At 73.5% G+C, this 26,571-nt stretch carries 26 protein-coding genes; 12 read left to right on the forward strand and 14 right to left on the reverse strand.

Features of this window, described 5'->3' with window-relative positions; all coding sequences use genetic code 11:
- Window positions 1-627 precede the first annotated feature (627 nt).
- Together FHL79_RS20375 and FHL79_RS20380 are read right to left on the reverse strand one after the other, a co-directional pair.
- On the reverse strand, window positions 628-1,257 hold the full coding sequence (locus FHL79_RS20375; RefSeq protein WP_138760398.1) for an alpha-ketoglutarate-dependent dioxygenase AlkB: 630 nt from the start codon (window positions 1,255-1,257) through the stop codon (window positions 628-630).
- Between the two features lie 127 nt (window positions 1,258-1,384).
- Window positions 1,385-3,625, reverse strand: coding sequence for a RecQ family ATP-dependent DNA helicase (locus tag FHL79_RS20380; protein WP_138760399.1), 2,241 nt, complete (start codon window positions 3,623-3,625; stop codon window positions 1,385-1,387).
- A gap of 78 nt (window positions 3,626-3,703) precedes the next feature.
- Here FHL79_RS20380 and FHL79_RS20385 point away from each other — a divergent pair, with 78 nt between their 5' ends.
- The 5 genes from FHL79_RS20385 (at window position 3,704) to bar (ending at window position 7,476) form a co-directional block, all read left to right on the forward strand.
- On the forward strand, window positions 3,704-4,531 hold the full coding sequence (locus tag FHL79_RS20385; RefSeq protein WP_138760400.1) for a PHP domain-containing protein: 828 nt from the start codon (window positions 3,704-3,706) through the stop codon (window positions 4,529-4,531).
- Between the two features lie 60 nt (window positions 4,532-4,591).
- Window positions 4,592-4,999, forward strand: a complete 408-nt coding sequence (locus tag FHL79_RS20390) for a hypothetical protein (protein ID WP_138760401.1) — start codon at window positions 4,592-4,594, stop codon at window positions 4,997-4,999.
- Window positions 5,000-5,046: 47 nt separating this feature from the next.
- Window positions 5,047-5,265: a hypothetical protein gene (locus FHL79_RS20395; RefSeq protein ID WP_138760402.1), complete on the forward strand. Its 219-nt coding sequence runs from the start codon at window positions 5,047-5,049 to the stop codon at window positions 5,263-5,265.
- A 55-nt stretch (window positions 5,266-5,320) separates the two neighbouring features.
- Window positions 5,321-6,277 carry a carbamate kinase gene (locus FHL79_RS20400; protein ID WP_138760403.1) on the forward strand — a complete coding sequence of 319 codons (957 nt, stop codon included), beginning with the start codon at window positions 5,321-5,323 and terminating at the stop codon, window positions 6,275-6,277.
- Between the two features lie 95 nt (window positions 6,278-6,372).
- Complete coding sequence (bar, locus tag FHL79_RS20405; RefSeq protein WP_138760404.1) at window positions 6,373-7,476, forward strand: barbiturase; 1,104 nt, start codon at window positions 6,373-6,375, stop codon at window positions 7,474-7,476.
- Between the two features lie 71 nt (window positions 7,477-7,547).
- Here the strand turns inward: bar and FHL79_RS20410 are convergent, their stop codons facing one another.
- Both FHL79_RS20410 and FHL79_RS26230 read right to left on the reverse strand, forming a co-directional pair.
- Window positions 7,548-9,041, reverse strand: a complete 1,494-nt coding sequence (locus FHL79_RS20410; protein ID WP_138760405.1) for an LCP family protein — start codon at window positions 9,039-9,041, stop codon at window positions 7,548-7,550.
- A gap of 96 nt (window positions 9,042-9,137) precedes the next feature.
- A complete protein-coding gene (locus FHL79_RS26230) occupies window positions 9,138-9,407 on the reverse strand; it encodes an SDR family oxidoreductase (protein ID WP_138760406.1) in 270 nt (89 codons plus the stop codon).
- A gap of 153 nt (window positions 9,408-9,560) precedes the next feature.
- Here FHL79_RS26230 and FHL79_RS20420 point away from each other — a divergent pair, with 153 nt between their 5' ends.
- Entirely contained in the window at window positions 9,561-10,658 is a 1,098-nt protein-coding gene (locus FHL79_RS20420; protein WP_246081047.1) for a PP2C family protein-serine/threonine phosphatase, read from the forward strand.
- Here the strand turns inward: FHL79_RS20420 and FHL79_RS20425 are convergent.
- The 6 genes from FHL79_RS20425 to FHL79_RS20450 all read right to left on the reverse strand — a co-directional run bounded on the left by FHL79_RS20425 (window position 10,640) and on the right by FHL79_RS20450 (window position 16,896).
- The gene (locus FHL79_RS20425; protein ID WP_218938536.1) at window positions 10,640-12,436 is read right to left on the reverse strand and encodes a PP2C family protein-serine/threonine phosphatase; all 1,797 of its coding nucleotides are present in this window, start codon (window positions 12,434-12,436) and stop codon (window positions 10,640-10,642) included. The genes FHL79_RS20420 and FHL79_RS20425 overlap by 19 nt on opposite strands.
- 40 nt (window positions 12,437-12,476) lie before the next feature.
- Window positions 12,477-13,016, reverse strand: coding sequence for an RNA 2'-phosphotransferase (locus FHL79_RS20430; protein WP_138760407.1), 540 nt, complete (start codon window positions 13,014-13,016; stop codon window positions 12,477-12,479).
- Window positions 13,013-13,279, reverse strand: a complete 267-nt coding sequence (locus FHL79_RS20435) for a metallothionein (protein ID WP_138760408.1) — start codon at window positions 13,277-13,279, stop codon at window positions 13,013-13,015. The genes FHL79_RS20430 and FHL79_RS20435 overlap by 4 nt, the downstream gene beginning before the upstream one ends.
- A 67-nt stretch (window positions 13,280-13,346) precedes the next feature.
- Window positions 13,347-13,973 (reverse strand): hypothetical protein, encoded by a 627-nt coding sequence (locus FHL79_RS20440; RefSeq protein ID WP_138760409.1) that lies wholly within the window; start codon window positions 13,971-13,973, stop codon window positions 13,347-13,349.
- A gap of 42 nt (window positions 13,974-14,015) precedes the next feature.
- Window positions 14,016-15,431, reverse strand: coding sequence for a YlbE family protein (locus FHL79_RS20445; RefSeq protein ID WP_138760410.1), 1,416 nt, complete (start codon window positions 15,429-15,431; stop codon window positions 14,016-14,018).
- Window positions 15,424-16,896 (reverse strand): AllF/FdrA family protein, encoded by a 1,473-nt coding sequence (locus FHL79_RS20450; RefSeq protein ID WP_138760411.1) that lies wholly within the window; start codon window positions 16,894-16,896, stop codon window positions 15,424-15,426. Before FHL79_RS20450 ends, FHL79_RS20445 begins: the two co-directional genes overlap by 8 nt.
- A 151-nt stretch (window positions 16,897-17,047) precedes the next feature.
- On the opposite strand from FHL79_RS20450, the gene FHL79_RS20455 reads away from it, so the two are divergent.
- The 5 genes from FHL79_RS20455 to FHL79_RS20475 all read left to right on the forward strand — a co-directional run bounded on the left by FHL79_RS20455 (window position 17,048) and on the right by FHL79_RS20475 (window position 22,426).
- On the forward strand, window positions 17,048-17,920 hold the full coding sequence (locus tag FHL79_RS20455; RefSeq protein WP_138760412.1) for an FAD binding domain-containing protein: 873 nt from the start codon (window positions 17,048-17,050) through the stop codon (window positions 17,918-17,920).
- A gap of 79 nt (window positions 17,921-17,999) precedes the next feature.
- Window positions 18,000-18,551, forward strand: a complete 552-nt coding sequence (locus tag FHL79_RS20460; protein ID WP_138760413.1) for a (2Fe-2S)-binding protein — start codon at window positions 18,000-18,002, stop codon at window positions 18,549-18,551.
- Window positions 18,548-20,965, forward strand: coding sequence for an aerobic carbon-monoxide dehydrogenase large subunit (cutA, locus tag FHL79_RS20465; protein ID WP_138760414.1), 2,418 nt, complete (start codon window positions 18,548-18,550; stop codon window positions 20,963-20,965). Before FHL79_RS20460 ends, cutA begins: the two co-directional genes overlap by 4 nt.
- On the forward strand, window positions 20,962-21,615 hold the full coding sequence (locus FHL79_RS20470) for an SRPBCC family protein (RefSeq protein ID WP_138760415.1): 654 nt from the start codon (window positions 20,962-20,964) through the stop codon (window positions 21,613-21,615). Before cutA ends, FHL79_RS20470 begins: the two co-directional genes overlap by 4 nt.
- 397 nt (window positions 21,616-22,012) lie before the next feature.
- Window positions 22,013-22,426 (forward strand): DUF4345 domain-containing protein, encoded by a 414-nt coding sequence (locus FHL79_RS20475; protein WP_138760416.1) that lies wholly within the window; start codon window positions 22,013-22,015, stop codon window positions 22,424-22,426.
- Here the strand turns inward: FHL79_RS20475 and FHL79_RS20480 are convergent, their stop codons facing one another.
- From FHL79_RS20480 to FHL79_RS20495, 4 genes are all read right to left on the reverse strand, one after another.
- Entirely contained in the window at window positions 22,427-22,771 is a 345-nt protein-coding gene (locus FHL79_RS20480) for an iron chaperone (protein WP_138760417.1), read from the reverse strand.
- Between the two features lies 1 nt (window position 22,772).
- Window positions 22,773-23,060 (reverse strand): hypothetical protein, encoded by a 288-nt coding sequence (locus FHL79_RS20485; RefSeq protein WP_138760418.1) that lies wholly within the window; start codon window positions 23,058-23,060, stop codon window positions 22,773-22,775.
- A 13-nt stretch (window positions 23,061-23,073) separates the two neighbouring features.
- Window positions 23,074-24,549, reverse strand: coding sequence for an MFS transporter (locus FHL79_RS20490; protein WP_138760419.1), 1,476 nt, complete (start codon window positions 24,547-24,549; stop codon window positions 23,074-23,076).
- Between the two features lie 157 nt (window positions 24,550-24,706).
- Window positions 24,707-25,843: a right-handed parallel beta-helix repeat-containing protein gene (locus FHL79_RS20495; RefSeq protein ID WP_171058262.1), complete on the reverse strand. Its 1,137-nt coding sequence runs from the start codon at window positions 25,841-25,843 to the stop codon at window positions 24,707-24,709.
- A 490-nt stretch (window positions 25,844-26,333) separates the two neighbouring features.
- Between FHL79_RS20495 and FHL79_RS20500 the strand changes: the two genes are divergently transcribed.
- Window positions 26,334-26,571 (forward strand): ATP-binding cassette domain-containing protein (locus FHL79_RS20500; RefSeq protein WP_138760421.1); only part of this gene is annotated, 238 nt, incomplete at its 3' end.

Below are 26,571 nucleotides of genomic sequence, written 5' to 3' on the forward strand. Positions count from 1 at the left end.
AGCACGCCGCCAGCGTTCGTCCTGAGCCAGGATCAAACTCTCCGTAGATGATTTGATCACAGCTGAGACCGAGAGTTGGCACTCTCGTTCAATCAACCAAAGGAACCCAAAGGCCATGATCCACAAACGGACCAGACCAAGGGGGTATTGATACTTGGCACTGACTTTCGGCACGCTGTTGAGTTCTCAAGGAGCGGACGCGCACGTTCCCCGACCGATTTCTCGGCGTTCTTCGTGGCGGTGTTCTGTACTTTACACCGAGTTCCGCGGCGGTCAAACCCGGGGGTCTGGCGCGGTTTCCCAGGCGCTTCGGCCCAGTCTGTTCTCGCTCGGTGCAGGAAGAACCATACACCCCCTGGAGGAGGTTGTGCACGGGGGTCCCGAGGGCCCGTCCTGGAGCCCGGGGCGCCTGGTGGGGCTCCCGGACACGCAGGTCGGCGAGCAGTTGGCTCTCCGCGTCATCCGCCACGCATCCACGGGTCGCACCCGCGGGGTGGCGGTCCGAGCATCGAGCCGGCCCACGTCCTGCCGTCCCCAGCGCTCCCTCGCGGGTGCTCCGTGGACAGTGGCCACAACGGGTCGGACGTTGCGCGTCATCCCGGCGGCGGTGTCCGCCGGGTCACACGCTCAGGCGACGCCGCGGGGGCGGTACTGGACGCTCACGCGTGGTCCGACGGCCTTCGTCGTCTTCGGGATGCAGTGCTCCCACGACCGCTGGCATGTCCCGCCCATGACGACGAGGTCGCCGTGCCCCAGGGGGAAGCGGAGGCTGTCCCCACCACCGACCGGCCGGAGCAGGAGCGGCCGAGGCGAGCCGAACGACACGATCGCCACCAGCGTGTCCTCGGTGCGGCTGCGGCCGATCCGGTCGCCGTGCCAGGCCACGCTGTCCCTCCCGTCGCGGTAGAGGCACATGCCGGCCGTCACGAACTCCTCGCCGAGCTCGGGGCCGTAGTGCGCGTTCAGCGCACGCCGCGCGTCGGTGAGGGTGTCGTGCGGCAGCGCCTCCTCACCGCCGTACCAGCGCAGCAACCGGGGAACGGCGACCTCGCGGTCGTACATCTGCCGCCGGTCCTCCCGCCAGCCGATGTCCCCGAGCAGCACGTCGAGCACCGGGTCAGAACCCTCGATCCAGCCGGGGAGGTGATCGACCCAGGCGCCGCGCGACAGCTGGTGCCGGGTCACCCGCCCGGACAACGGGGTGAGCGCCGGCTCCTCGGCGACGTCCCACATGGACGGCTGGTGCGCGAGAGACATGCCGGAACGCTAGCGCAGGTTTCGCACACCTGTTCGAAAACCTGTGGACAACGCGGGCGTAGCCCGTAGGCCTCCCTGCAGGGCCCCGACGCGAGCTCGCGAGTGTTGGGGGCAGGGAGGTCCTTGTTCAGGCGGACAAGGCGAGGACGAAGGGCAGGACCGCGCCGGCGCCGGCCAGCCGCAGCTCGCGTCCGGCCACCGTCATCGTCCACCGGGAGTCGGCCAGGTCGTCGACCAGCAGGACCGGCGCGTCACCCAGGTCGGCCAACCGCGACCGGAGCTCAGGGCCGACCACGATCCGCTGCCACACGCCGGCCAGCCGGAAGGCGCTGTTGCCGCCCGGACCGCCCGTCGGGCCCCCGTGGGCCAGGTCCAGCGCCCCCAGGTAGGGCAGTCGGCCGAGCCCGGCCAGCCCCTGAGCCACGCCCGCGACCAGGGCCGGGCGGCGCCGGGAGGGCATGGCGACGACCGCCCCGGGACGGCGCGCCCAGTCCCAGGAGCCGAGCACCCGGGCGCAGGCCTTCAGCAGCTCCTCGTCCGGCGGGGCGTCGGAGGGCAACCCGGGCCGGATCACCCGGTGGGAGACGTCGTAGGCGGCGTCCGGGTCCTCCTCGATCGACGGCGCCTCGAGGTCCTCGGCCAGGGTGGCCACCCCACCCACACCGTCGTCCCCGAGCAGGGTGCGCAACCGCTGACCCCAGCCGAGGTCGGTGAGCCGGGCCACGGCCCGACCCGTCTCCACCTGCTCCGCGGCCGCGATCTTGCCCTTGACCTGGACCCCGAGCCGGTCGGCTCCGGTCGGCCACTGCGCCCGCGGCGCCAGCTCCACCCCCGGGCGGTCCAGCCGGGCGGAGGCGGCCTGCGATGCCCCGGCCGGGATGTCCGTCGGGTACCAGGCGCCGGCGCACACGTCGCACCGGCCGCAGGGGGCCGCCGTCGGGTCGTCGAGCGCCTCCTGCAGGAAGGCCATCCGGCACTCGGCGTCGCCCACCGGCCGCGCGTAGGCGATCATCGACCGCTGCTCGGCCTCGCGGGTCGCCGTCACCCGGGTGTACCGGTCGGCGTCGTAGACCCACGGGACGCCGGTCGAGCGCCAGCCGCCCTGCACCCGCTCGACCGCACCGTCGACGGCGAGCACCTTGAGCAGCAGCTCCAACCTGGACCGGCGGACGTCGGCGACGGTCTCGAGCCGGGCGACCGACCAGGCCTTGCCGTCGGCCATCGCGCTGAGCACCGCGGCCGCGTGGTCCTCCCGCGGCATCGACGAGGTGGCGAACCACTGCCAGATCGCCAGGTCCTCCGGCCCGGGCAGCAACAGCACGTCGGCGTGGTCGACGGCGCGGCCGGCGCGGCCGACCTGCTGGTAGTAGCTGACCGGCGACGACGGCGCGCCGAGGTGGACCACGAACCCCAGGTCGGGCTTGTCGAAGCCCATGCCGAGCGCGGAGGTGGCGACCAGCGCCTTCACCCGGTTCTCCCGCAGCGCCTCCTCGGCGTCCTTGCGGTCGGCGTCGTCGAGGCGCCCGGTGTAGGCGCGCACCTCGTGCCCGGCGTCGCGGAGCAGCGCGGCCGTCTCCTCGGCCGCGGCGACGGTGAGCGTGTAGACGATGCCGCTGCCCGGCAGGTCCTCCAGGTGCGCGGCCAGCCAGGCCAGCCGGGCGCGGTCGGTGTCCAGCCGCAGCACGCCCAGGCGCAGCGAGTCCCGGGCGAGCGGACCCCGCACGGTGGTGACCCCGACCCCGCCGGCCCCCAGCTGCTCGGCCACGTCGGCGACGACCCGCTCGTTCGCCGTCGCCGTCGTCGCCAGCACCGGCGTACCGGTCGGCAGCTGGCCGAGCAGGTCGCGGATGCGGCGGTAGTCGGGACGGAAGTCGTGCCCCCAGTCGGAGACGCAGTGCGCCTCGTCGACGACCAGCAGGCCGCAGCGGGACACCAGCGCCGGCAGCTGCTCGTCCCGGAAGCGCGGGTTGGTCAGCCGCTCGGGCGAGACCAGGAGGACGTCGACGTCGTCGGCGGCCAGCCGGGCGTTGATGTCGTCCCACTCGGTGACGTTGGAGCTGGAGATCTCGACGGCCTTGATGCCGGCCCGGGCGGCCGCCGCGACCTGGTCGCGCATCAGGGCCAGCAGCGGGCTCACCAGCAGCGTCGGGCCCTTCCCGCGGCGGCGCAGCAGGGCGGTGGAGACGAAGTAGACGGCGGACTTGCCCCAGCCGGTGCGCTGCACGACCAGCGCGCGCTCCTGGCGCTCGACCAGCGCGGTGACCGCGGCGTCCTGCCCCTCCCGGAACACCGCCTCCGGGCGGCCGGTGAGCTCGCGCAGGACGCCGAGCGCCTCGTCGGCCAGATCCGTCTCCACAGTGGTGCTCATGCCCCGACCGTAGGCGGCGGCTCCGACACCAGGGGCCCGGTGTGCGGCGACTGTGGACGACCGGTTGGATGGGGACCGATGCTGCCGCCGGACAACCACGTGCACTCGGAGTTCTCGTGGGACACCGGCCCACGGGCGTCCCTCCTGCGCGCCTGCGCGCACGCCGTGGAGATCGGGCTGCCCGCCCTCGCCTTCACCGAGCACCTGGACTTCACCGTCTGGGACGCCGCCGACCGGGCGACGGCGCAGGGGCTGAAGGACCGGCACCCCGCCAACCAGCTGCCGATCGACGTGGACCTCTACGCCGAGACGATCTGGGAGGCCCGCGAGCGGTTCCCGCAGCTGCGCGTCTGGTCCGGGGTCGAGGCGGGCGAGCCGCACCTGTTCGGGGCCAGCGTGGCCGCCCACCTGCAGGCCACCCCGGTCGACCGCGTGCTCGGGTCGCTGCACTCGCTGCCGGTCGACGGCCGGCTGATGGGCGTGAACCGGCTGCTGCACGCCCCGGGGATCGACGTGGTCGAGACGATGCGCCGGTACCTCGTCGAGATGGTCGCCATGATCGAGCACAGCGACGTCTTCCAGGTGCTGGCGCACTGCGACTTCCCCCGGCGGTACTGGCCCGGCGGTCGCGACCAGTACCCCGAGGCGGCGTTCGAGGAGGAGTACCGCGGGGTCTTCCGGGCCCTGGCCGGTTCCGGCCGGGCGCTGGAGGTCAACACCACCAGTCCGCTGTGGTCGGTGGAACTGCTGCGCTGGTACCGCGAGGAGGGTGGCGACGCGGTGAGCTTCGGCAGCGATGGGCACCAGCCGCACCTGGTGGGCCAGCGGTTCGAGCTGGCCGTGGACGTCGTCGAGCAGGCCGGCTTCCGTCCGGGGCGGGACCGCTTCGACTTCTGGCGGCGCTGACCCCCGCCCTCCTGGACCGGTCCGTCACGGTCGGCGTCCGGACTGCCGATCAGGGTGGACGTGACAGCGCAGCCCCTCTTCGACGGCACCTTCTCCATCGACGCCGTGGCGGCCACCGCGCACGCGGTCGTCGCGCGGCTCCACGACGAGGCGATGGCCACCATCGCGACCCTGGCCGACACCTGGGACCAGCCGGTCGAGGACGCCGCACCGGTCCAGGTCGACGAGCCCGTGACCTACCGCGAGCCGGCCACGTGGTCCGTGACCGACGAGGAGGACGAGCTGCTGGACGACGACGACGACGAGGTGCTGCCGGTCCTGGAGCTGCCGCCGCTGGTGCTGCGTCCCCGGCCGACCGCCACGAACGTCACCGCCCGGCTGGGCGCCGCGCAGGCCGCAGGCGCCGACGCGGTGACCGACGAGTTCGCCGCCCCTCCCGAGGGCCGCCGGCAGCTCGCCGCGATCTGACGTCGGCCGGGGTCCCGCATCGGTGGTGCACTGCCGATGAGGAGGACGTGACCACTCCGGGAACCACCGCCACCGACACCGAGGACACCGCAGCCGGCCTCGCCCTCGCCGAGGCCCTGCACGCGGTCGCCCGCCTGCACGAGGACGCGATGTCCACCATCGCGCAGCTCGCCGAGACCGGGGACGCCCCCGCGGACCAGGTGCGGGTCCTCCGCCTCGCCGAGCGCCCGACCGTGAGCCAGCGCCCCGAGGCCGCCGCCGCCTGACGAAGGACCCCGCTGGGTACTTCACCGCTAAGGCAGTTCGGGCTAGGGTCCCCGCATGCCCCTCCCCCGTCGCGTCGTCATCGCGCTCGGGGGCAACGCCATGACCGGCCCCGACGGGTCGGCGACGCCCGGCGCCCAGCGGGAGGCGATCGCCGTGGCCGCCCGGCACATCGCCGCGGTCGTCGCCACCGGCGCCGAGGTGGTGCTCACCCACGGCAACGGTCCGCAGGTGGGCAACCTGCTGGTGAAGAACGAGCTGGCCGCCTCCGAGGTGCCCCCGGTCCCGCTGGACTGGAACGTCGCCCAGACCCAGGCGACCATCGGCTTCACCCTCTCCGACGAGCTCGACGCCGCCCTCGCCGCCCGGGGGCTCCCCCAGCGCACGGCGGCGTTGGTCACCCGCACGCTCGTCGACCCCCACGACCCCGGCTTCACCGCCCCCACCAAGCCCGTCGGCCGGTTCCTGCCCGCCGCCCAGGCCCAGCGGTTCATCGACCTGGGCCAGCTCTGGGAGGACCGGGGCGAGCGCGGCTGGCGCCGCGTCGTCGCCTCCCCCGAACCGCTGTCGGTCGTCGACGTCCCGGCGATCGCCGCGCTGAGCGCGGGCGGCTTCGTGGTCGTCTGCGCCGGCGGTGGTGGCGTCCCGGTGGTCGACGACGGACCGGACGGCGCCGCCCTGCGGGGCGTCGAGGCCGTGATCGACAAGGACCTGACCGCCGCGCTGCTGGCCCGTGAGCTCGGCGCCGACACCCTGGTCATCGCCACCGACGTCCCGCACGTCATGGTCGACTTCGGGACGCCGCACGCCCGTGCCCTGCACCGGGTCACCGCCGCCGAGCTGCGGGGGCTCGCCGCCGCCGGCCAGTTTGCCCGCGGCAGCATGGGCCCGAAGGTCGAGGCCGCCCTGCGCTTCGTGGAGCGGGGCGGTACCCGCGCCGTCATCACCACGCTCGAGTCCATCTCCGACGCCGTCAGTGGTGACGAAGTCGGCACCCTGCTCATCGCTTCCTGAGAGACGAAGGACCTCCCTGCCCCCCCACCGCTCGCACGTTCGCGGCGGGGCCCTGCAGGGAGGCCGGTACCCCATCGAAGAGAGAGAGTCATCCAGTGCCCGCACCGATCGAGGTCCGCAAGGTCCCGCTGCACAACGTCAGCGACGCCTCCGAGCTCGCCGAGCTCATCGACTCCGGCGTCATGGACGCCGACCGGGTCGTCGCCGTCATCGGCAAGACCGAGGGCAACGGCGGGGTGAACGACTACACCCGGATCATCGCCGACCGTGCCTTCCGCGAGGTGCTGGTGGCCAAGGGCACCCGCACGGCCGACGAGGTCAAGCAGGTGCCGATCGTCTGGTCCGGTGGCACGGACGGCGTCATCAGCCCGCACGCGACCATCTTCGCCACGCTGCCCGAGGACGCGGTCGAGAAGACCGACGAGCCGCGGCTGACCGTCGGGTTCGCGATGAGCGAGACCCTGCTGCCCGAGGACATCGGCCGGCTGACCATGGTCGAGAAGGTCGCCGAGGGCGTGCGCCGGGCGATGGCCGAGGCCGGGATCACCGACCCCGCCGACGTCCACTACGTGCAGACCAAGACCCCGCTGCTGACCATCGAGACGATCCGTGAGGCCAAGTCCCGCGGCCAGGAGACCTACTACGACGAGCCGCACGGCTCCATGGACCTGTCCAACGGCACGACGGCGCTGGGCATCGCACTCGCCCTGGGCGAGATCGAGATGCCGGAGCAGAAGCAGGTCATGCGGGACTTCTCGCTGTTCAGCGCGGTCGCCTCGTGCTCCTCGGGCGTCGAGCTGGACCAGGCGCAGATCGTCGTCGTCGGCAACGCCCGCGGGCACGGCGGCGACTACCGGATCGGCCACTCGGTCATGAAGGACGCGCTGGACCAGGACGGCATCTGGGAGGCGATCCGGAACGCCGGCCTCGACCTGCCCGAGCGGCCGCACACCAGCGACCTCGGTGACGACCTGGTCAACGTCTTCCTCAAGTGCGAGGCCGACCCGACCGGTTACGTCCGCGGTCGGCGCAACGCGATGCTCGACGACTCCGACGTGTTCTGGCACCGGCAGATCAAGGCCACCGTGGGCGGCGTCGCCGCGTCGGTGACCGGCGACCCCGCGGTGTTCGTGTCGGTGGCCGCAGTGCACCAGGGCCCCTCCGGCGGCGGCCCGGTGGCCGCCATCGTCAAGGCGTAGTCAGCTCTCCCTCGAGATCTGCGGTCTCGGGCCTTCCCGCACCGGGAAGACCCGAGACCGCAGGTCTCGCTTCAGGCGATGCAGCTGGTGTCCTCCGCGGTGCGTTCGGTGGAGGCGTAGGTGCCGGCCGGGGTGTCGGCGACCGGCGCGCTGACGGGCTCGCCGATGCCGTTGGAGTCCGAGCCCAGGACCAGCTGGACGGTGCCCGAGGCAAGCGAGTCGTCGACGGTCACCGCGGCACCGGGGACCTCGGCGGCCACCGCGGCGGCCAGCGCCTCGTCCCCGGTCGCGGCGCTGATCGTCGTGACGTCCGTGGCGGCGGCGTTGCCGCCGCTGCCGGCGTCGAACCCGGCCGCGGTGAGCGCATCGGCGGCGGTCGCCGCCGCGCCGGAGACGCCCGATCCGTTGAGCACGCTGACCGTGACGTCGGCGGGGTCGGCGGCCTCGACCGACGGTGCGGCCGCGGCCGCCGCCGGAGTGGCGCTCAGCGAGGCGAAGAACTCCTTCAGGGCGTCGGGGTCCACCGGCTCCAGCACGTCGCCCGCGTCCTCCTTCGCGTCCGCCAGGCCCGGGATCGTCCGGAAGGAGATGTCGTCGGGCCGCACCGACTGCATCTGGGCGGCCAGGTCGAACAGGTCCAGGCCCTCGTCGACCGTGACGCTGGTGCCGACCTGCTCGATGACCTGGCGCTGCTTGACCGGGTTGAGCAGCAGGTCCTGGGACAGGACGTTGCGGATCAGCCCGGCGAGGAAGACCTGCTGGCGGACCTGCCGGTCGATCTCGCTGGTGAGGCCGTGCCGCTGCCGGACGAAGGCGAGCGCCTCGGCCCCGCTGATCGTCTGCTCGCCGGCCTCGAAGTGCGCGCCCGACAGGGGGTCGTCGGTGGCGTTGCACAGGTTCACCTCGACGCCGCCGACGATGCTGCTGATGTTGATGAACCCCAGCAGGTTGATCTCGGCGAAGTGGTCGATCTGCACGCCGGTCACGCCGCTGATGGTCTGGATCAGCAGCCGGGCCCCGGCGGCCTCCTTCTCGGCCTCGGACCCCTCGGCGTCGTTGTACCCGCGACCGAACGCGGAGTTGAGCTTGGACTCCCCGTACCCGGGGATCGACACGTACAGGTCCCGCGGGATGGAGACGAAGGCCGCGGCCGACCCGTCCGCCGGGATGTGCACCAGGATCATCGTGTCGGTGTTGAGCAGACCCTCGGGGTCACCGGTGCTGAACTCCGCGGCCTGCTCGGGCGTCAGCCCCGCGCGCGAGTCCCGCCCGACCAGCAGCAGGTTCATCGCCTCGCCGGCGTGGTCGCTGCCCTGCGCGTCGGTGTTGCCCTCGGTCGGGATGGCGTCGGTGCGGCCGATGCTGGCCTCGGCCACCCGGGCCAGGTACCAGCCCCAGCCGCTGCCGGCGAGCAGCGTCAGGCTCAGCACCGCCGCGACGACCCGGGCCACGACCGCCAGTCGCCCGGTCCGCGGGGAGCGGGGGTCGGCTGGGTGGTCGGAGCGCCCGGCACGGGGGTCCAGGTGCGGCGGCAACGGCCGCCGGGACGCATCGTCCAACGCCATCGGTGACCTCCGCGTGCACCGGACCCGCTCGTCGTGCCCTCGACCTGGGAGCCTGCCACGGCTTCCTGTGCAGCGGATCCAGCGACGCGCTCCCCGTCAGGGCAGGATCGCGTCCACGGACCCGCCGTCCACCCGCAACGCGCCGCCGGTCGTGGCCGAGGCCGGCGGTGAGGCGAGGTAGCCGCACATGTCGGCGATCTCCTCGGGCTCGATCAGCCGCTGCAGCAGCGACTGCGGCCGGTGCCGGCGCTGGTCGGCCGCCCCGTCGAGCCGGCCGGGGTCGCGGCCGGTGAGGACGACGGAGGCCTCGGCCCGGGCCAGTGCGGTGGCGATCGCCAGTCCGATGCCCTGCGACGAGCCGGTCACGAGGGCCTGCTTGCCGTGAGGTCGATGCGCATGCCGGGTGCAGGGCGGGCCGGTGGGGCGGTGTTCCGCGGCATCCAGGGCGCGTCCGCCGGTGGCGACGGCGCGTTCATCTAGGTTGTGGCCGACAGACCGGACGTGACGAGGGGCGCCAGGTTGAGCGGGTCCAGGCGGGTGCAGCGGGTCCTGCCCGCCGCCGTGCTCGCCGCGATCGTGCTGGGGGACCTGCTCAGCGGTCGCGGTCAGTCGCTGATCGGTCTGCTCACGATGCCGCCGCTGCTCGCGGCCACCGCCCTGGGCCGCCGGGCGACGGTGGGCTACGGGCTGCTGGCGCTGCTGGCCGCCGTCCTGATCGGGGTCTACGACGGGCAGTTCGCCGAGGGACGGCTGCTGGCCCAGTCGATCCGGCTGGTGGGGGTCACCCTGGCGACCGTGCTGGCCGTGGGCGCGTGCACGCTGCGCGTGCGCCGGGACACGCACCTGGCCCAGCTGCGCACCGAGGCTGCCGCCAACCGTGCCGCGCTGCGCACCGCCGAGACGTTGCAGCTCGGGCTGCTCGGCCCGCCCCCGGAGGTCGACTGGCTGACGACCGCGGTGCGCTATCTGCCGGCCGGGCGGCACGCCCAGGTGGGCGGCGACTGGTACGACGCCTTCGGGCTGCCCGACGGGACCACGATGCTGGTCATCGGCGACGTGGCCGGCCACGACGCCCCGGCGGCGGCCACGATGGCCCAGGTCCGGGGGATGCTGCGGGCGATCGCCTCCTCCGCGGCGGACTCCCCGGCCACCGTGCTGAGCACGGTGGACCAGGTGCTCGCCGACCTCGACCTGCACACCCTGGTCACGGTCGCCGTCGCCACCGTCTCCCGGGACCGGGACGGCACGGCCACGGTGTGCTGGTCCAACGCCGGCCACCCGCCACCGGTGCTGCGCTGCGCGGACGGGCGCGTGCAGCTGCTCGACCGCCCGCCGGAACGCCTGCTGGGGGTCGCGCCGGACGTCGCCCGGTCCGACCACGAGCTGTCGCTGCACCCCGGCGACACGCTGCTCTTCTACACCGACGGGCTGGTGGAACGCCGCACGGCGCCGCTCGACGCCGGCTTCGCGTGGCTGCTGCAGGCAGTGCAGGCCCACGGGCAGGGGTCGCTGGACCAGCTCTGCGACGAGCTGCTCGCCGAGCTCGGCGGCCGGGTGGACGACGACGTCGCGCTGCTCGCCGTCCGGCACCCCGGGGTTCAGCCGGGGCTGCGGTAGAGCAGGAAGGCGACGTCGTCGTCGGGCGAGTCCGACAGCAGCTGGTCGGTGAGGAGCTCCGCCAGCACGACGGGGGCGAGGTGCCGGCCCTCGGTGACCGCGGCCACCGCCCGGTCCATGCCCTGGTCCAGGTCCTCGTCACGCCGCTCGACGAGCCCGTCGGTGTAGAGCAGCAGCGTCGACCCGGGCGCCAGGGCGACGTCCCGCTCGGGGCGGACCAGGTCGTCCAGGACCGCCAGCGGCAGCGAGCCGGCCGCGGTCAGGAAGCGGGAGCTCCCGTCGGCGTCGACGACGATCGCCGGCACGTGCCCGGCGCTGCTGTAGCGCATGGTGCCCTCGGCCGGGTCGACGACGGCACAGAAGACCGTGCTGCAGGAGGCGCCGGGCACGAGCTCGGCGAAGCGGTCGAGAGCGGCCAGCACGTGCGCCGGCGAGTGGCTCTCCAGCAGCAGCGCGCGGATGGCGCTGCGCAGCTGACCCATGACGGCCGCCGCGGGCAGCCCGCGGCCGACGACGTCGCCCACCACCACGCCGTACCGGTTGCCGGGCAGGTCGACGACGTCGTACCAGTCGCCGCCGACCTCCAGCGTGCCACTGGCCGGCTCGTAGTGGACGGCGAAGCCCTCCGGCAGCACGGTCGGCCCGAGGACGGCGCGCTGCAGGGTGACCGCGACCTCGGTGAAGAACTGGGCGCGGGCGTTGTCGTACTCGGCCCGCTCCTCGGCCCGGCGGCGCTCGGCCTGGACGGCCTGGGCATCGGTGACCGCTGCGGACACGTGCCCGGCGGCCAGCGTGAGGAAGGACCGGTAGTCCTCGTCGATGTGCAGGTGCGGGCTGGCGCCGAGCACGATGGCGCCGACCGGCGCGGTCTGGCCGGCCACGGACAGCGGCAGCACGAAGGCGGCATCGACGTCGGCCTCCCCGGCGGGACTGGCACCCGCGGACGAGAACCCCGGCAGGGCGGTCGCCAGCCCGGAGGTGGTGACCACCGATCGGCTGGCCATCGCCTCGCGGACCTGCGCCGGGAACAGCTGGTCCGCCCGCTCGCCGTCGCCGTCGATGCCGAAGCTGGCCACCAGTTGCGCGGTGTGCGCGTCCGGGCCGAGCAGGTAGACCAGCCCGAAGGGGCAGTCGGCGCGGGCATCGGCCAGCACCCCGAGGACTGCGGCACACGCTGCGGCGGTTCCGCCGTGCACCGAGCGCGGCAGGCTGCCCAGCCGCTGCAGGACGGTCATCCGGCGCGCAGCGAGCACCCGCCCGGTCGTCTCCACGACCGTGTCCAGGATCCCGGCGACCTGACCGCCGGGCTCCACCACCGGGCTGAACGAGAAGGTGAAGAAGGTCTCCTCGTCGAACCCGTCGCGGCTGGTCACCAGCAGCAGGTCCTCGCTGAAGGTGGCGGCACCGGCGTGCACCTCGTCGACCATGCCGCGCAGGGTCGGCCAGATGTCGGACCAGACGTCGGACAGCGACCGGCTCAGGGCCTTCGGGTGACGCGCCCCCAGGAGCGGGGCGTACGCGTCGTTGTAGAGCATGACCAGCTCCGGGCCCCAGATGAGCAGCATGGGGAAGCGGGAGTTCATGCAGGCGCTGACCGTGGACAGGAGCGTCGGCGACCAGCTCGCGACAGGACCCAGCGGGGTGGCCGCCCAGTCCTGCTCGAGGACCATCCGCTGCACCTCGGTCAGCGGGGTCGCCAGGACGAGATCGGCCAGCCGCTCGTCCAGTCCGCACCCCCCGTACCCACCGTGGAACCGAACGTCCCCTGTCGCTCCCATGCTCTCATCCCGGGCTGACCGCAGCCTGGGAGCGCCCGGGTCAGCGCGCGGCGAGCACGGTCAGCCGTCCGGGCGGGACGGCGTCGACCAGCCAGACACCGTTCGCCGACCGGGAGAACACCACGCCGTCGGCACCCATGGCAGCGGCGTCCACCCGCAGCACGACGGGCGGCCCGCGGCGGGCGCCGACCGCCCGCGCCGTCCCGACGTCCGGGCTCAGGTGCACCGCGTGCCGGGCGCCCGGTCGCAGGCCCTCGGCCAGGATGCCGGGGAGGAACCGCTGGGCTGTCCCGTGGAAGAGCTCGGCGGGCGGCTCCGCCGGGCTGTAGCCGAGGTCGACCGCGACGCTGTGCCCCTGGCTGGCCCGGATCCGGGAACCGGTGCCGTCGAGGGCGAACCGCTGCTTGTCGTTGCGGGCCACGACCTCCTCCAGCTGCGACCGGGTCACCCCGAGCGCGCCGAGCAGCTCGTCGACGCCGACCCAGCCGGCGTCGTCCAGGGTCAACCCGACGCTGTCGGGCCGGTGCCGCAGCACGAAGGACAGCCGCTTGCTGAGCCGGACGACGTCGGCGGGGCTCACCGCTCGTCGGGTGCGCGCCCCGCGTGGTCGACCAGCTCGGCCGCGCTCGCCTGCTCACCGTGCATGCGAGCGCACGAGGCGCAGCAGAAGAAGACGCCGTCGGCCTCGACCCCGTGCCCGACCACCTTCACCCTGCAGTGCTCGCAGACCGGCGCCAGCGCGTGGATGGCGCACTCGAAGCTGTCGAAGGTGTGCACCGCGCCCGCGGCGTGCACCTCGAAGCTGAGCCGGTAGTCGTTGCCGCAGACCTCGCAACTGGCCATGGGTCCCCCTCGGTCGTGGTCGTCGACCGCGGACTACCCCTGAGGGCCATGATGGCCAACATGGCCCTCAGCGGCGGGCGAACCAGCTGTCCGCCGGGACGTCCGGAGCCGGCGGCTCGCGCGGCTCGCGGACGTGCGGCGGGACCCACGGCCACAGGACGACGACGCCCTCGGCGGCCGCGCGGATCGCCGCACCGTCGAGCTCGCTGACGGTCTCGGGCAGGCCCAGCAGGTCGCAGCGGACGACGATCCGCAGCGGTCCGGCCGGCGGGAGCGGGCTCAGCCACCACTCCTGCTCGACCGTCAGCTCGTGACCGGAGCCGCTCCCCTGGGTGAACACCAGGTCCTCGGGGCCGCCCGCGGTGGCGAACGGGTCGCGGCCGGGCAGGTTGCTGGCGCGGCGCCCGTCGGCGAGCTCGACGCCGACCAGCAGTGCGGTGTCCCGGCCCCGGTGGCCGCGCCACAGCAGCTCGTGCAGATCGGCCTCGCCGTCGGGCAGCGCCTCCGGCCGGCAGCGCGCCGCCAGGGTGAAGCCGATCCCGGTGCTGAACACCTGGACCCCGGTCAGCGTCACCGCCGCGTGCTCGGTCCGGGTGAGCACGGCGCTGACCGGGAGCGTCGCCGGCACCTCGTTCTCCGGCGCGCTGAACCGGCGGGACTGCTCGGCGTCGTCGTGAGGCCAGGAGGAGTGCACGACCGGCAGCCTGGCCTGCCCGGTTGCGCCGGGCAAGGGGATTCAGACCGCGGCGCGGGACTCCTCGGCCAGCGCGGCCAGCGCCTGCTCGAAGCACTGCTGCGGCGGCTGCACCAGGCCGGCGCCGACCTGGCCGGTGCCGGCGACCCGGCCGGCCATCCCGGTGTTGATCTGCGGCAGCCAGCCGGTGCGGGCGACCTTGAGGACGTCGATCCCGGTCGGCGAGCCGCGGAAGCCCATGATCGGGATCTGCATGGCCGGGTTCTCGGTCAGCGTCAGCTGGTACATCCGCTCCGTCGTCGCCAGTGCGTCCGGCACCGAGCCGCCGACGAACCGGACGATCGCGGGAGCCGCGGCCATCGAGAACCCGCCGACGCCGTAGGCCTCCATGATCGCGGAGTCACCGATGTCGGGGTTGGCGTCCTCGGGGCCGTAGTCGCCGAGGAACAACCCGACCGGGGTGTTGGCCGGGCCGGTGAACCAGCGGTCGCCGGTGCCGGCGGTCTGGATGCCGAACTCGGTGCCGTTGCGGGACAGCACGGTGACCATCGTCGAGCCGGGCACGCCGCGGGCGGCGTCCATCGCCAGCTTCGCCGTCGGCATGCCGAGGTTGAGGTAGAAGTGCTCGTTGCCACCGATGAACCGCAGCACCTCGGCGATGTCGCTCGACGGCGCCTTCGTGGCCACGATGGCGGGGGAGAGCTCGCGCAGCGCCATCAGCGAGCCGGCGCGGTTGCGGTTGTGCCCTTCGTCGCCCATCTGCAGCATCTGGGCGAGGATCGCCTTGACGTCCAGCGGCTCGGGCCGGCTGCGCACCGCCGCGGACAGCACCGGGCCGAGGACGTCGCGCATCCAGGCCAGCCGGGTCAGCACCTCCTCGTTGAAGGCGCCCATCCGCAGCACCTTGCCCAGGCCCTCGTTGAGGTTGCACCAGGCCTGGCCGCCGGTCGCCGGGTCCTGCAGGCACCACATCCACATCGACGGGCTGGTCACCCCCGCCATCGGGCCGACGGTGCGGTGGTGGTGGCACGGGTCGAGCGCGATCTCGCCGGCGGCCAGCACCCGCTCGGCGTCCTCGACGTCGGTGGCCCAGCCCTCGAACAGGGTCGCGCCGATGAGCGCGCCGCGCATCGGGCCGGACGCCGTCTCCCAGGTCAGCGGCGGGCCGGAGTGCAGCAGCACCCGGTCGGGCAGGTCGAGCACCTCGCGGGCCGGCCGGACGTCGACCAGCACGGAGCCGGCGGCGAGCACCCGCTCGACGGCGACCCGGTTGGCGGCGGCCCGGCGCGGGTCCAGCGCGAGCTGGGCGAGGTCCTCGGGGCTGCCGAAGCTCGGCGGACGCCAGTCGACGTCGGCGACCGCCACGCCCTGCTGGCGCAGCGCGGTGGAGAACACCTCCACGCCGGCGGCGACGATCGACGGCGGGGCGGCCAGCAGGCCGCCGAGGGGGTCACTCATGGCCGTCTCCGATCAGGCTGAGGGCGTACCGGGTGGCAGCGGCGTTGCTGGCGAAGACCGCGGCGCCGGCCTCGGCGAGGGCGTCGGCCTGCCGGGACCAGCCCTGCGGGTCGCCGTCCGTGCCGACCAGCGCGACGACGGCCGGCAGCCCGGCTGCCTGCAGCGCGGGCACCAGGGAGTACGCCGGGTCGGGGTCCGCGCCGTGCCCGAGGACGACGTCGAGCAGCAGGACGGCGGGCTCGCGGCTGGCCGCGAGGTTGCTGATCGCCTCGAGCCGCAGCGTGGGGTCGATCATCGGGTGCGCGCGGCCGACGGTCAGCGCGTCGTCGCCGAAGTCGACGACCACGTGCCCGCGAGCGCGCAGGTCGGTGCCGAGGTCCAGTTCGGGGCGCAGCGGGGTGTTGGAGCGGATGTCACCGAGCACGGGAGCGGCGATGAGCATCGTCTCGTCGGCCAGGGTGCCGCCGGAGTAGAAGCCCTTCAGCACGGCGCCGTCCGGGACGGCGTCGGCGGTGCCAGGACGCGACGGCCACTCAGGGACGGCGACACCGAGGTCATTCAGGAGCGCCTCCACGGCCGCGGTGAGGTCGGGCTGCTCCGCGGACAGCACCGCCGAGCGGACCGGCACCGACAGCTGGTCGGCCGCCTCGCGCACCCGCGCCGCGACCGAGGCGGCCGGCGGCTTGGAGACCAGCAGCACCCGCTCGGTCGACGGGTCGGCGTCCAGCGCGGCGAGGGCGTCGAGCGTGGCCAGCCCGCCGACCGCCTCGGACAGGTCGCGGCCACCGACGCCGAGGACGTGCGAGACGCCCACGCCGGCGGCGTCGAGCAGGCAGCTGACCTGCTGGGCGCCCGTCCCGCTGGCCGCGACCAGGCCGACCGGGCCGCGGCGGACGACGTTGGCGAAGCCGAGCGCGACGCCGGAGACGATCGCGGTGCCGCAGTCCGGGCCCATCACCAGGACCCCGGCCTCGTGTGCGGCCCGCTTGAGCGCGATCTCCTGCTCGACCGGCACGCCGTCGCTGAACACCAGCACGCTGCGCCCCGCGGCGATGGCGTCGGCGGCCTCGGCGGCGGCGTACGGGCCGGGCACGCTGACGATCGCCAGCGCGGGGATGGTCGCGTCGGCCAGCCCTGCGCCGATGGTCCGCGCGGGGATGGTCTGCACGTCGCCGGACTTCTCCCGGTGCGCGAGCGCGGCCTCGACGGCGGCGACGGCGGCGGTCAGCTCGGCGTCGTCGGTGGCGGTGAGCGCGACGAGCAGCTGGTCGGGCTTCGCCTCGCCGTCGGGCGCCAGGCCCATGCCCGCGGCCAGCTCGAGGTTCAGCGGGGTGGCCATCGCCACCAGCACGGCTCGGACGCCGTCCCGGGCGCCGATGTCCCGGCTGACCTGCATCAGGCGGACCGAGTCGGCGTAGACGCCGCTCCGCAGGGAGACGTGCCGGACGCCCTGGCTGTCGTTCACCTGGCGGGACGCTACCGGAGAGAGCCCCTTAGCGGTGAGGGACTTCCGCGTCACGAAGATTTAGCACTGAGGTACTTCCGCGTCACAGGTCGCGGTGACAGAGTCGTGCCTTCCCCGCTCGTGCAGGACTGCTCGGAGGTGACGGCACCCGGTGAAGCCCGCTTCGTTCGGCTACGCCGACCCGACGACGGTCGAGGACGCCCTCGACGTCCTCGCCGCGGACGAGGGCGCCAAGGTGCTCGCGGGTGGCCAGTCGCTGCTGCCGCTGCTGTCCATGCGGCTGGCCGCGCCGACCACGCTGGTCGACATCAACCGGGTGCCCGGCCTGGACGGCATCACGGTCAGCCGGGACGGCGTCCGGGTGGGCGCGCTCGTGCGGCACGTCCAGCTGCTGCACTCCGCCGAGGCGGCCGCCGCACAGCCCCTGCTGGGCCGGGCGACGGCGAACGTCGCGCACCCCGCCATCCGCAACCGAGGGACGACGGTGGGCTCCATCGCACACGCCGACCCCTCCGGCGAGATGACCTCCGTGCTGGCCCTCACCGACGGGTCGGTCACCGTCGCCACCCCGGGCGGGCGGGCGACGATCGGCTGGGGCGACTTCTTCGTCGGTCCGCTGGAGACCTCGGTGCACGGGCCGGCCGTCGTCCTCGATGCCTTCTTCCCCGCGCTGCCGGAGCGCTCGGGCACCGCGTTCGCCGAGATCTCCCGGCGCAAGGGCGACTACGCGGTCTGCGGGGCGGGCGTCGTCGTCACCCTCGACGCGGACCGCCGGGTGTCGAGCGCCCGGGCGGCCTACCTCTCCGTCGGGCTGGTGCCCGAGGTGCACGACCTGACCGACGCGGTCGCCGGCAAGCCGGTGGACAGCGCGGACTGGGCAGCCGCCGGCGAGCTGGCCCGCGGGCTGGTCGACCCCGACGGCGACCTGCACGCCAGCGCCGACTACCGGCGCCTGCTGGTCGCCACCCTCACCGAACGGACGCTGGCCACCGCCGCGGCCGAGGCAGCTCGGAGGACCGCATGACCGCCGCGACGATGACGCGGGAGCGAGCATCGCAGGGAGCGCCAGCGACCGAGGAGCGGAACGAGTGCGGAGTCGAGCGATGAGCACCGTCCAGACCGAACGGGCCATCTCGGTCACCGTGAACGGTGTTCCACGTGAAGCAACCGTGCCGGTGCGCTGGCTGCTGTCCGACGCACTGCGGAACGAGTTCGGGCTGACCGGCACGCACGTGGGCTGCGAGCACGGGGTCTGCGGCTCGTGCACGGTGCTCGTCGACGGCGAGCCGACCCGCTCCTGCCTGGTGCTCGCCGTCCAGGTCGACGGCCGCCAGGTGACCACGGTGGAGGGGCTCTCCCGGCCCGACCACCAGGGCGGCCAGGTGCTGCACCCGATCCAGGAGGCGTTCCGGGAGTGCCACGCGCTGCAGTGCGGGTTCTGCACGCCGGGCTTCCTGACCACGATCGCCGCCGGGCTGGACGCCCGCGACGCCTCGGTGGAGATCACCGAGGAGGAGGTCGACGAGCTGGTCGGCGGCAACCTCTGCCGGTGCACCGGCTACGCCAACATCAAGAAAGCCTGCCGGTACGCGGCGGCGGCGATGCGCGAGTCCGCCATCGTGGCCACGAAGGCGCAGGACGGCGGCGCCCGGTGACCACGAAGCTGTTCGGGGAGCCGGTCCGCCGGCGCGAGGACGCCCGGCTGATCACCGGCCAGGGCCGCTACCTCGACGACATCGGCTCGTCGGCGTACGCGGCGGCGTTCGTCCGGAGCCCCTACGCGCACGCCCGGATCGTCGACATCGACGTCACCGCGGCGGTGGACGTCGAGGGCCTGCTGGCGGTCTACACCTACGAGGACCTGGTCGGCCCGATGGCCGAGCCGCTGCCGGTGCTCATCCCGCACCCCCAGCTCACCGCCCCGCGCACCGGGTACCCGCTGGCCAAGGACGTGGTCAAGCACGTCGGCGAGGCCGTGGTCATGGTGGTCGCCACCGACCGCTACGTCGCCGAGGACGCCGTGGACAGGATCGCGGTGACCTACGAGGAGCTGCCGGTCGTCGTCGGGGTCGACGCGGCGCGCGAGGCGGGCTCGTGCGTCCACGACGACGTGCCGGACAACGTCGCGGCCCGGCACCACCAGGAGACCGGCGACGTCGAGCCGGCCCTCGCCGCCTCGCCGCACACCCTGTCGTTCACCCAGTACTTCGAGCGCAGCGCCGCCATGCCGATGGAGGGCAAGGGCGTGCACGCACGCTGGGACGCCGACGACTCCTCGCTGCGGGTCTACACCAGCACCCAGGCCTCGACGTCGGTGCGCGCGGCGATCGCGGCGAAGCTGCAGCTGTCGCTGGAGCGGGTCGAGGTCATCGCACCCGACGTCGGCGGCGGCTTCGGGGTGAAGATCGTGCACCCGTGGCCGGAGGAGCTGCTGGTCCCGATGGCGGCGCGGCTGCTCGGCCACGAGGTCAAGTGGAGCGAGGACCGCCGCGAGCACTTCACCTCCTCGGCGCACGAGCGGCAGCAGCGCCAGGAGGTGACCGTCGGCTACGACGACGACGGGCGGATCACCGCCCTCGACGTCCACATCTGGCACGACAACGGCGCCTACACGCCCTACGGGATCATCGTCCCGATCGTGACCGCGACCCAGCTGGTCGGCCCCTACGTCATCCCGGTGTACCGGGTGCAGGTGGAGAGCGTCTTCACCAACACGGTGATCGTGACGCCCTACCGCGGGGCGGGGCGGCCGCAGGGCTGCTTCGCGATGGAGCGGGCGATGGACCGGATCGCCCAGGAGCGCGGGCTGGACCGGGCCGAGGTGCGGATGCGCAACCTGATCCAGGCCGACCAGTTCCCCTACGACCACCACCTCACGTTCCAGGACGGCCGGCCGGTCATCTACGACTCGGGCGACTACGTCGGGCTGATGGGCAAGCTGAAGGCCCTGGTGCACTGGGACTCCGTCGAGGAACGCCGCGCCGAGGCCCGCGCGCGCGGCCGGCACCTGGGCATCGGGATGGCGATGTACGTCGAGGGCACCGGGCCCGGCCCGTACGAGGGCGGGCACGTGCAGGTGCTGGGCAGCGGCAAGGTGCTGGTCTCCACCGGGCTGACCTCGCAGGGGCAGGGGCACGAGACCGTCTTCGCCCAGCTGGTCGCCTCCGAGCTCGGCGTCCCGATGGAGGACGTCGAGGTCACCACCGGCGACACCCGCCGGTTCGGCTACGCCGTCGGGACGTTCGCCTCCCGGGCCGCGGTGATGAGCGGCAACGCCGTCGCGCTCGCCGCCCGCGGGGTGAAGGAGAAGGCGCTGCGGATCGCCGCCGAGGTCCTCGAGGTCGACCCGGGTGACCTGGAGATCGACGAGGGGCTGGTCCAGGTCAAGGGGACGCCGGGCGCCTCGATCCCGCTGCGCACGGTCGCGGTGCTGTCCAACCCGCTGCGGTACGCCTTCGACGAGGCGGCCAAGCAGGCGACCCAGTTCGCCGGGCCGGGCGACGACTCCAAGCCACCGGTCGCGGTCGGGGACGCGCCGGGCCTGGAGCACACCGACTACTACTCCCCCGTGCGGTCGACGTTCGCCTCCGGCGCGCACGCCGCGGTGGTGGAGATCGACCCGCTGACCTGGGAGATCGAGGTCGTCGACTACGCGGTGGTGCACGACTGCGGCAACGTGGTGAACCCGATGATCGTCGAGGGCCAGGTCCACGGAGGCGTCGCCCAGGGCGTGGGCGGGGCGCTGTACGAGCGGATGGCCTACGACCGCGACGGACAGCTGCAGAACGCCTCGTTCATGGACTTCCTGATGCCCTACGCCTCCGAGGTGCCCGACGTGGTGATCGACCACCAGGAGACGCCCTCGCCGCTGAACCCGTTGGGTCTCAAGGGCGCCGGCGAGGCCGGCGTGATCCCCGGGTCGGCGGCCATCGCCTCGGCGATCGAGGACGCGGTGGGACGGCGGATCGCGGCGATGCCGATCTCGCCCACGGAGCTGTACGACCTGGTGCGCTCGGACGCGGACCAGGTGACCAACGTTGGTCCGAAGACGACTGGAGTGCTCGCGTGAACCTGGACGGCAGTGCGGTGCTCTCGGCGGCGCCCGAGCAGGTCTGGGCGGTGATCACCGACCCGGCGGTGCTGGCACGGACGATCCCGGGCTGCGAGAGCCTGCAGCAGGTCGGCGAGGACAGCTACACGATGGTCGTCTCGGCCGGCGTCGGCGCCGTGCGCGGCAAGTACTCCGGCGAGGTGCGGTTGAGCGACCTCTCGTTCCCGACGTCCTACGTCATGCACGCCTCGGGCTCCGGCGGGCCGGGCTCGGTGCGGGCGACGGTGCAGATCGCCCTGTCGCCGTCGGACGGCGGGACGGAGCTGACCTACTCGGCGGACGCCGTGGTCGGCGGTGCCGTGGCTGGGGTGGGCCAGCGGATGATCACCGGTGTCGCCAAGCGGATGGCCGGCCAGTTCTTCGCCGCGGTGGACAGGGAGCTGTCCGAGCCCAACGTGGTAGCCGAGGTCGCGCCGGTCGCCCAGGACGTTCCCGCGGGAACGCCTCAGGCCGGGACCGCGGCGTCGGTGACCTACGCCAAGGGCCCTGCGGCCGCGGGCGGCTGGGTGCCCGCGGAGGCGCGGCCCCTACTGGTCGGCGCGGCCGGCGGTGGCCTGCTCACCCTGCTCGGCGTCTGGATCGGCTACCTCCTCGGCCGCCGCGGCTGACGATCTCCGGGTCTCCGGGCCGTAGCCGGGTCCGACCGTTCGCGCCCCCGAACCGGTGGCCTTCCCCCTCCTGGCGGATCGTCCTCAGGGCTCCGGGCGCGACCTCGCCCTGAGGGAGGTCCTCACCGAGGCCGCCGCGATGGTCATCGAGCCGCACGCGCGTGGGGACGGACCCCCGACGTCGTGTCCGCCGAGGCCCACAGCATCGCCCAGGGCGACCAGCGAGCAGGGCTGGCTGTTCGGCCGTCCTGGACCGGCGGACCTGCTCGTCGCCGCCGTCACCGTCCTGGCACCTCCGGCAATGCAGCCGCTCCCCGCCTGGCCCGGCCAGACGGTTCCGCGGAACCGTTTGCGATGCGGCTTCCGCCGGACCAGCTCACCTGCGAGCCTCCTCCCCATGACTTCTGGCGACGGCGGCCGGCGGGCCCTGCAGATCACCCTGGGCACCCTCTCCGCGATCCCCTTCGCTTCCGGGCTCGCCGGTGTGGTCGTCGGCCCAGGGTCGTTGCCCCGTGACCGGAGCCGGGTCGAGCCGTCGCTGGACAACGAGTACCGCTACGCCCACGCCATCTGGTTCGCCGTGGCTCCGCTGATCTGGTCGACGCTGCCCAACGTGGAGCGTCAGGCCCCTGCGCTCCGCGCGATCTCAGGCACCGTGTTCCTCGGCGGGCTCGCCCGCGCGCTGTCCTGGCGGCGGACCGGTCGTCCGCACCCGGTGTTCATCGGTGCCACGGCGCTGGAGCTGGGCATCCCCGCGCTGATGGTGTGGCAACGCCGGGTGGCCGAGCGGTCCGCCGGCCGGACCCGGTAGTCAGTCGCGCCGACGCTCGACCAGCACCTCGACCACCCGGGCCAGGAGCTCGGCGGGCAGCGGCTTCGCGTGCGGCAGCTTCATCGCGTCCTTGGTCCCGCGGTAGGGGGCGATGAGCGCGTCCAGCTCCGGGTCCAGCGGCGGCAGCGGGTAGAGGCCGATGTGCTGCTTCCACGCCGCGACGTGCAGCAGCGGCTGCCCGTCCAGGGTGAACGTGGGCATCGCGTAGCTGATCCTCTCCCCCGCCTCCGGCACCACCTCGTGCACGACGCGGCGGACCTCCACCAACCGGAGCCGGACGTCGTCGGTCAGCCCCGCCAGGTACTCGTCCACGGTCGCGGGCACGTCAGCGCCGTCCGGCCAGGGCCAGGCCGAGCGCGGCGGCGGCCGCGACGCAACCCGCCGACCGGGCGCCCCCGACCGACCGCCAGGACAGCACCGACCCGACCGACTGGGCGGACAGCGCCGAGCCCACCGACATCCAGCTGAACGCCGAGAACAGCGACGTGGACGAGCCGATGCTCCCCACGGACAGGAAGGACCCGACGCTGCCGATCGAGAGGAACGAGCCCTCCGAGGCGATCGACAGCGCCGAGCCCTGCGACCACAGCGACATCCAGGACCGGGAGCTCATGCCCCCGAGCGTGTCACTCCGACTCGTCGCCGACCAGGGTCGCGCCCGCGACCAGCGCGGCCTCGGGGTGGCGCAGCTCGACGTCGGGCTCGACGTGCGTCTGCGGGTCACGGCGCACGGCCGGGATGAGCAGCGCCGCGAGCGCGGCCAGCACCAGCGCGCCGCTGAGCATCAGGAAGCCGTGGGTGTACCCGGACTCCGCGGGCAGCCCGCTGGGGCCGGCGCCCGCGGTGACCACCGACGCCATGACGGCGGCACCGATCGACCCGCCGATGGTGCGGATGTTGGCGTTCATCCCGCTGGCCACACCGGTCTGCGAGGGCTTCACCGCGGCCACGATCAGGTTCGACATGGCGGCGAACGCCAGGCCGAAGCCCGCGCCCATCACCGTGGAGCCGACCAGCACCTCGCCCTGCGAGTCGTGGGCCAGCGCGAAGACCAGGTAGCCGGCGGCGGACACCAGCGTGCCGATCAGCAGCACCAGCTTCGAGCCGATCCGCTGGGCGAGCCGGCCGGACACCAGGCCGAGCAGGAAGGACGCCACGGTCTGCGGGAGGAGCAGCAGCCCGGAGGCGGTCACGGTCGACCCGAAGCCGTAGCCCGCCGCCGACGGCGTCTGCAGGAACTGCGGCAGGAAGGCGAAGGCCGCGTACATCGCCACGCCGAACAGCAGCGCGACCAGGTTGGTCGCCCAGACGGCACGGACCCGCATCATCCGCATGTCGATCAGCGGCTGGGCGGAGCGGGACTCCACGACGACCCACAGCACGGCGAGGACGACGGCCGCGGCGAGCAGACCCAGGACCGAGGCCGAGCCCCAGCCCCAGGACGGCGCCTGGCTCACCGCGAGCAGCAGCGCCACCAGCCAGCCCGACAGCAGCAGGGCGGCGGGCCAGTTGATCGAGCCCGCCGTGCGCACCGGGGACTCGGGGACGAGGAACTGCGCGGCGAGGGCGGCGACGACGAGCACGACCAGCGGCAGCCAGAACAGCCAGTGGTAGCTCAGCGCGTTCACGATCGGGCCGGCCACGACCAGGCCGACCCCGGCGCCGACGGCGATCAGCGCGGAGATGGCACCGACGGCACCGGCGACCTTCTCCCGCGGGAACTCGTCGCGGATGATCCCGAACGCCAGCGGCAGCACGCCGCCGCCGATCCCCTGGACCACCCGAGCGATGATCATCACGGTCAGGTTGGTGGCCAGCGCGGCGAGCAGGCAGCCGAGCGCCAGCGCGGACAGCGCGAGGACGAACATCCGCTTCTTGCCCCGCATGTCCCCGAGCCGCCCCAGGACGGGCGTGGAGATCGAGGCCGAGAGCAGGTAGGCGGTCAGCACCCAGGTGACGTCGGACTGGTTGGTGCCCAGAGCCGCCTCGAGGGTCGGCAGGACCGGGGTCACCAGCGACTGCAGGAGCGCGAAGGCGATCACCCCCGTGGTCAGCACCGCGAAGGTGACCTGGTGGCGCGCGCGGCGTTCAGTGGTGCTCATGCGGTGCTGGTCCGTCCCGTTCCATTGCGTGGGTCAACCTCGCCCAGCGTGCCCGACCGACGTTCCCTTCCCGACTGCAGCCTCCGTCACAGCCGGCGGACGCACCGAGGCCCCCTCCCGGAAGGGAGGGGGCCTCGGCGTCCAGCGGGACAAGCGGTCAGCCGCAGAGCCCAGCAGGATCACTGGTCGTGCAGTGGTTGTCCCGGATGATGATCCCCGGGCCGGTGCCCTGCAGCAGGGTGCCCGGGATCGGACGGGTCACCCAGATGTCCACCGGCTGGTTGTCGGCGAAGTAGTTGCCGACCACCTTGATGTTCCGGACGAGACCTGGGTCCGGTGCGCCGGCCGGGCTGGTGCCCGGCGGAGGCGCGAAGCTGACCAGGCTCAGGCCGCCGGCCGGGTAGTTGATCGGCGCCGCGCCGAGCGGGATGACCGGGTGGTTGCCCTTGATCGTGTTGCCGACCACCTTGACGTGGTCGGCGTTGGTGATGGACATGCCGACCCCGGAGACCAGCTGGCTGCCGTCGCGCCCGGCGATGCAGTACCGGTTGTTCGCGATCGAGGTGTTGTTGCTGATCGTGAAGTCGCCGCCCTCGACGTAGTGGGAAGTGTCAGGCACCTCAGTCGCGGAGTCGTCGAAGAACAGGATCCCGACGCAGTTGCCGGTCACGGTGTTGCCGCTGATCTTGCCACCCCGCGACTCGCGGACGAAGACGCCGAGGTTGTAGCCCTCGACGTAGTTGCCGATGATGTCCGCCGCCGCGGCGTCGGAGTCACCGAGCCCGACGCCGCCGGTGCCGCCGTAGAACGGTGCCGGGCGCTCGACGCCCTTCTCGTAGTTGTTCGCGATCGAGATGTTCCTGGAGGCCGCGGCCATCACGCCGTATCGCTCGTGCCCGAGGCCCGCGGTGTCGTGGACGTCATACCCGTTGGCGCCCCAGGCGGCGATCCCGCTCGCCGGGTGGTTCTTGGTGGTCAGGCCACTGACGCTGACCGGCGAGTCGGGGTAGAGGAAGAACAGGCCGGAGACATCGTCGTTCGACGTGGTCGGGTCGTCCTCGGCGTCCGCGGCCTCCTGCGCCGCCCAGCAGGGGGTGGGCGTGGCTGTCGGGAGTTCCCCGATGGAGTTCCACCTGGGCCAGCTGATCGTGGTCCTGCCGGCGCCGGCGCCCACGATGGTCAGGCCCTTGTGGTCGACGCAGACGGCCTCGCGGTAGTCGCCCGCCTCGATCCTGATCGTGTCCCCGGACCTGGCGGCGTTGACCGCAGCCTGGATCGACTCGCCCCGGTGCACCGTCAGCGTGGCGCCTCCGTGACCGCCTCCGTGACCGCCTCCGTGACCCCCACCGGCGACCGCAGCACTCGCTGGCAGGGCGGCGAGCATCAACCCCGCGGCCACCACGACCGCTCGACTGCGGGCCCCCCATGGACCTCTGACCTTCCTGGCCTTGCTGGTGTTGCGCATGACAGCCCTCCCGATCGAGCCGCGCTGGTCGACGAGCCGGTGCGGAGCGCACCCCGCCACCTTGTCGCTTGGCGAGGACAACCCTGTCGAGGTGACCGGGCCAGCCCAAGACGACAGGAGTCGACTCCTGAGCCCGCCTGAGGTGGCAACTCCGACCCTCGGGTGGTGGCAGGTCCGACCTGGGTCGCGTCCCGGTCGTGCCCCAGGTCGCAGCCGCAGGCGCGCCGCGGGCCGGACGGACCCGTCCTCCGGGGGAAAGTCCGCGCCACGCCCGGCGCAGCGGTCGACAGGGCTCCGCGGGCGGGGGCACAGTCCCGCCATGCAGCCTGTGCAGGAGGACGCCGGGGACCGGCCGGGTGACGAGGTCGTCGTGCTGGACGGGCTCACCAAGCGCTACGGGACCCGCACCGTCGTCGACGACCTGTCCCTGACGGTCCGTCGCGGGGAGGTGTACGGCTTCCTCGGCCCGAACGGCGCCGGCAAGACGACGACCCTGCGGGCCCTGCTGGGGCTGATCCGCCCGACCAGCGGCACCGCGACGGTGCTCGACCGGCCGG

It is taken from the genome of Modestobacter altitudinis (assembly GCF_005930475.1).
GTDB classification, from domain to species: Bacteria; Actinomycetota; Actinomycetes; order Mycobacteriales; family Geodermatophilaceae; genus Modestobacter; species Modestobacter altitudinis.

Coding starts and splice junctions, on each gene's coding strand:
- FHL79_RS20375 (WP_138760398.1), bottom strand. CDS start 1,257: ATGTCTCTCGCGCACCAGCCGTCCATGTGGGACGTCGCCGAGGAGCCG.
- FHL79_RS20380 (WP_138760399.1), bottom strand. CDS start 3,625: ATGAGCACCACTGTGGAGACGGATCTGGCCGACGAGGCGCTCGGCGTC.
- FHL79_RS20385 (WP_138760400.1), top strand. CDS start 3,704: ATGCTGCCGCCGGACAACCACGTGCACTCGGAGTTCTCGTGGGACACC.
- FHL79_RS20400 (WP_138760403.1), top strand. CDS start 5,321: ATGCCCCTCCCCCGTCGCGTCGTCATCGCGCTCGGGGGCAACGCCATG.
- FHL79_RS20410 (WP_138760405.1), bottom strand. CDS start 9,041: ATGGCGTTGGACGATGCGTCCCGGCGGCCGTTGCCGCCGCACCTGGAC.
- FHL79_RS20425 (WP_218938536.1), bottom strand. CDS start 12,436: ATGGGAGCGACAGGGGACGTTCGGTTCCACGGTGGGTACGGGGGGTGC.
- FHL79_RS20435 (WP_138760408.1), bottom strand. CDS start 13,279: ATGGCCAGTTGCGAGGTCTGCGGCAACGACTACCGGCTCAGCTTCGAG.
- FHL79_RS20445 (WP_138760410.1), bottom strand. CDS start 15,431: ATGAGTGACCCCCTCGGCGGCCTGCTGGCCGCCCCGCCGTCGATCGTC.
- FHL79_RS20460 (WP_138760413.1), top strand. CDS start 18,000: ATGAGCACCGTCCAGACCGAACGGGCCATCTCGGTCACCGTGAACGGT.
- FHL79_RS20475 (WP_138760416.1), top strand. CDS start 22,013: ATGACTTCTGGCGACGGCGGCCGGCGGGCCCTGCAGATCACCCTGGGC.
- FHL79_RS20485 (WP_138760418.1), bottom strand. CDS start 23,060: ATGAGCTCCCGGTCCTGGATGTCGCTGTGGTCGCAGGGCTCGGCGCTG.
- FHL79_RS20490 (WP_138760419.1), bottom strand. CDS start 24,549: ATGAGCACCACTGAACGCCGCGCGCGCCACCAGGTCACCTTCGCGGTG.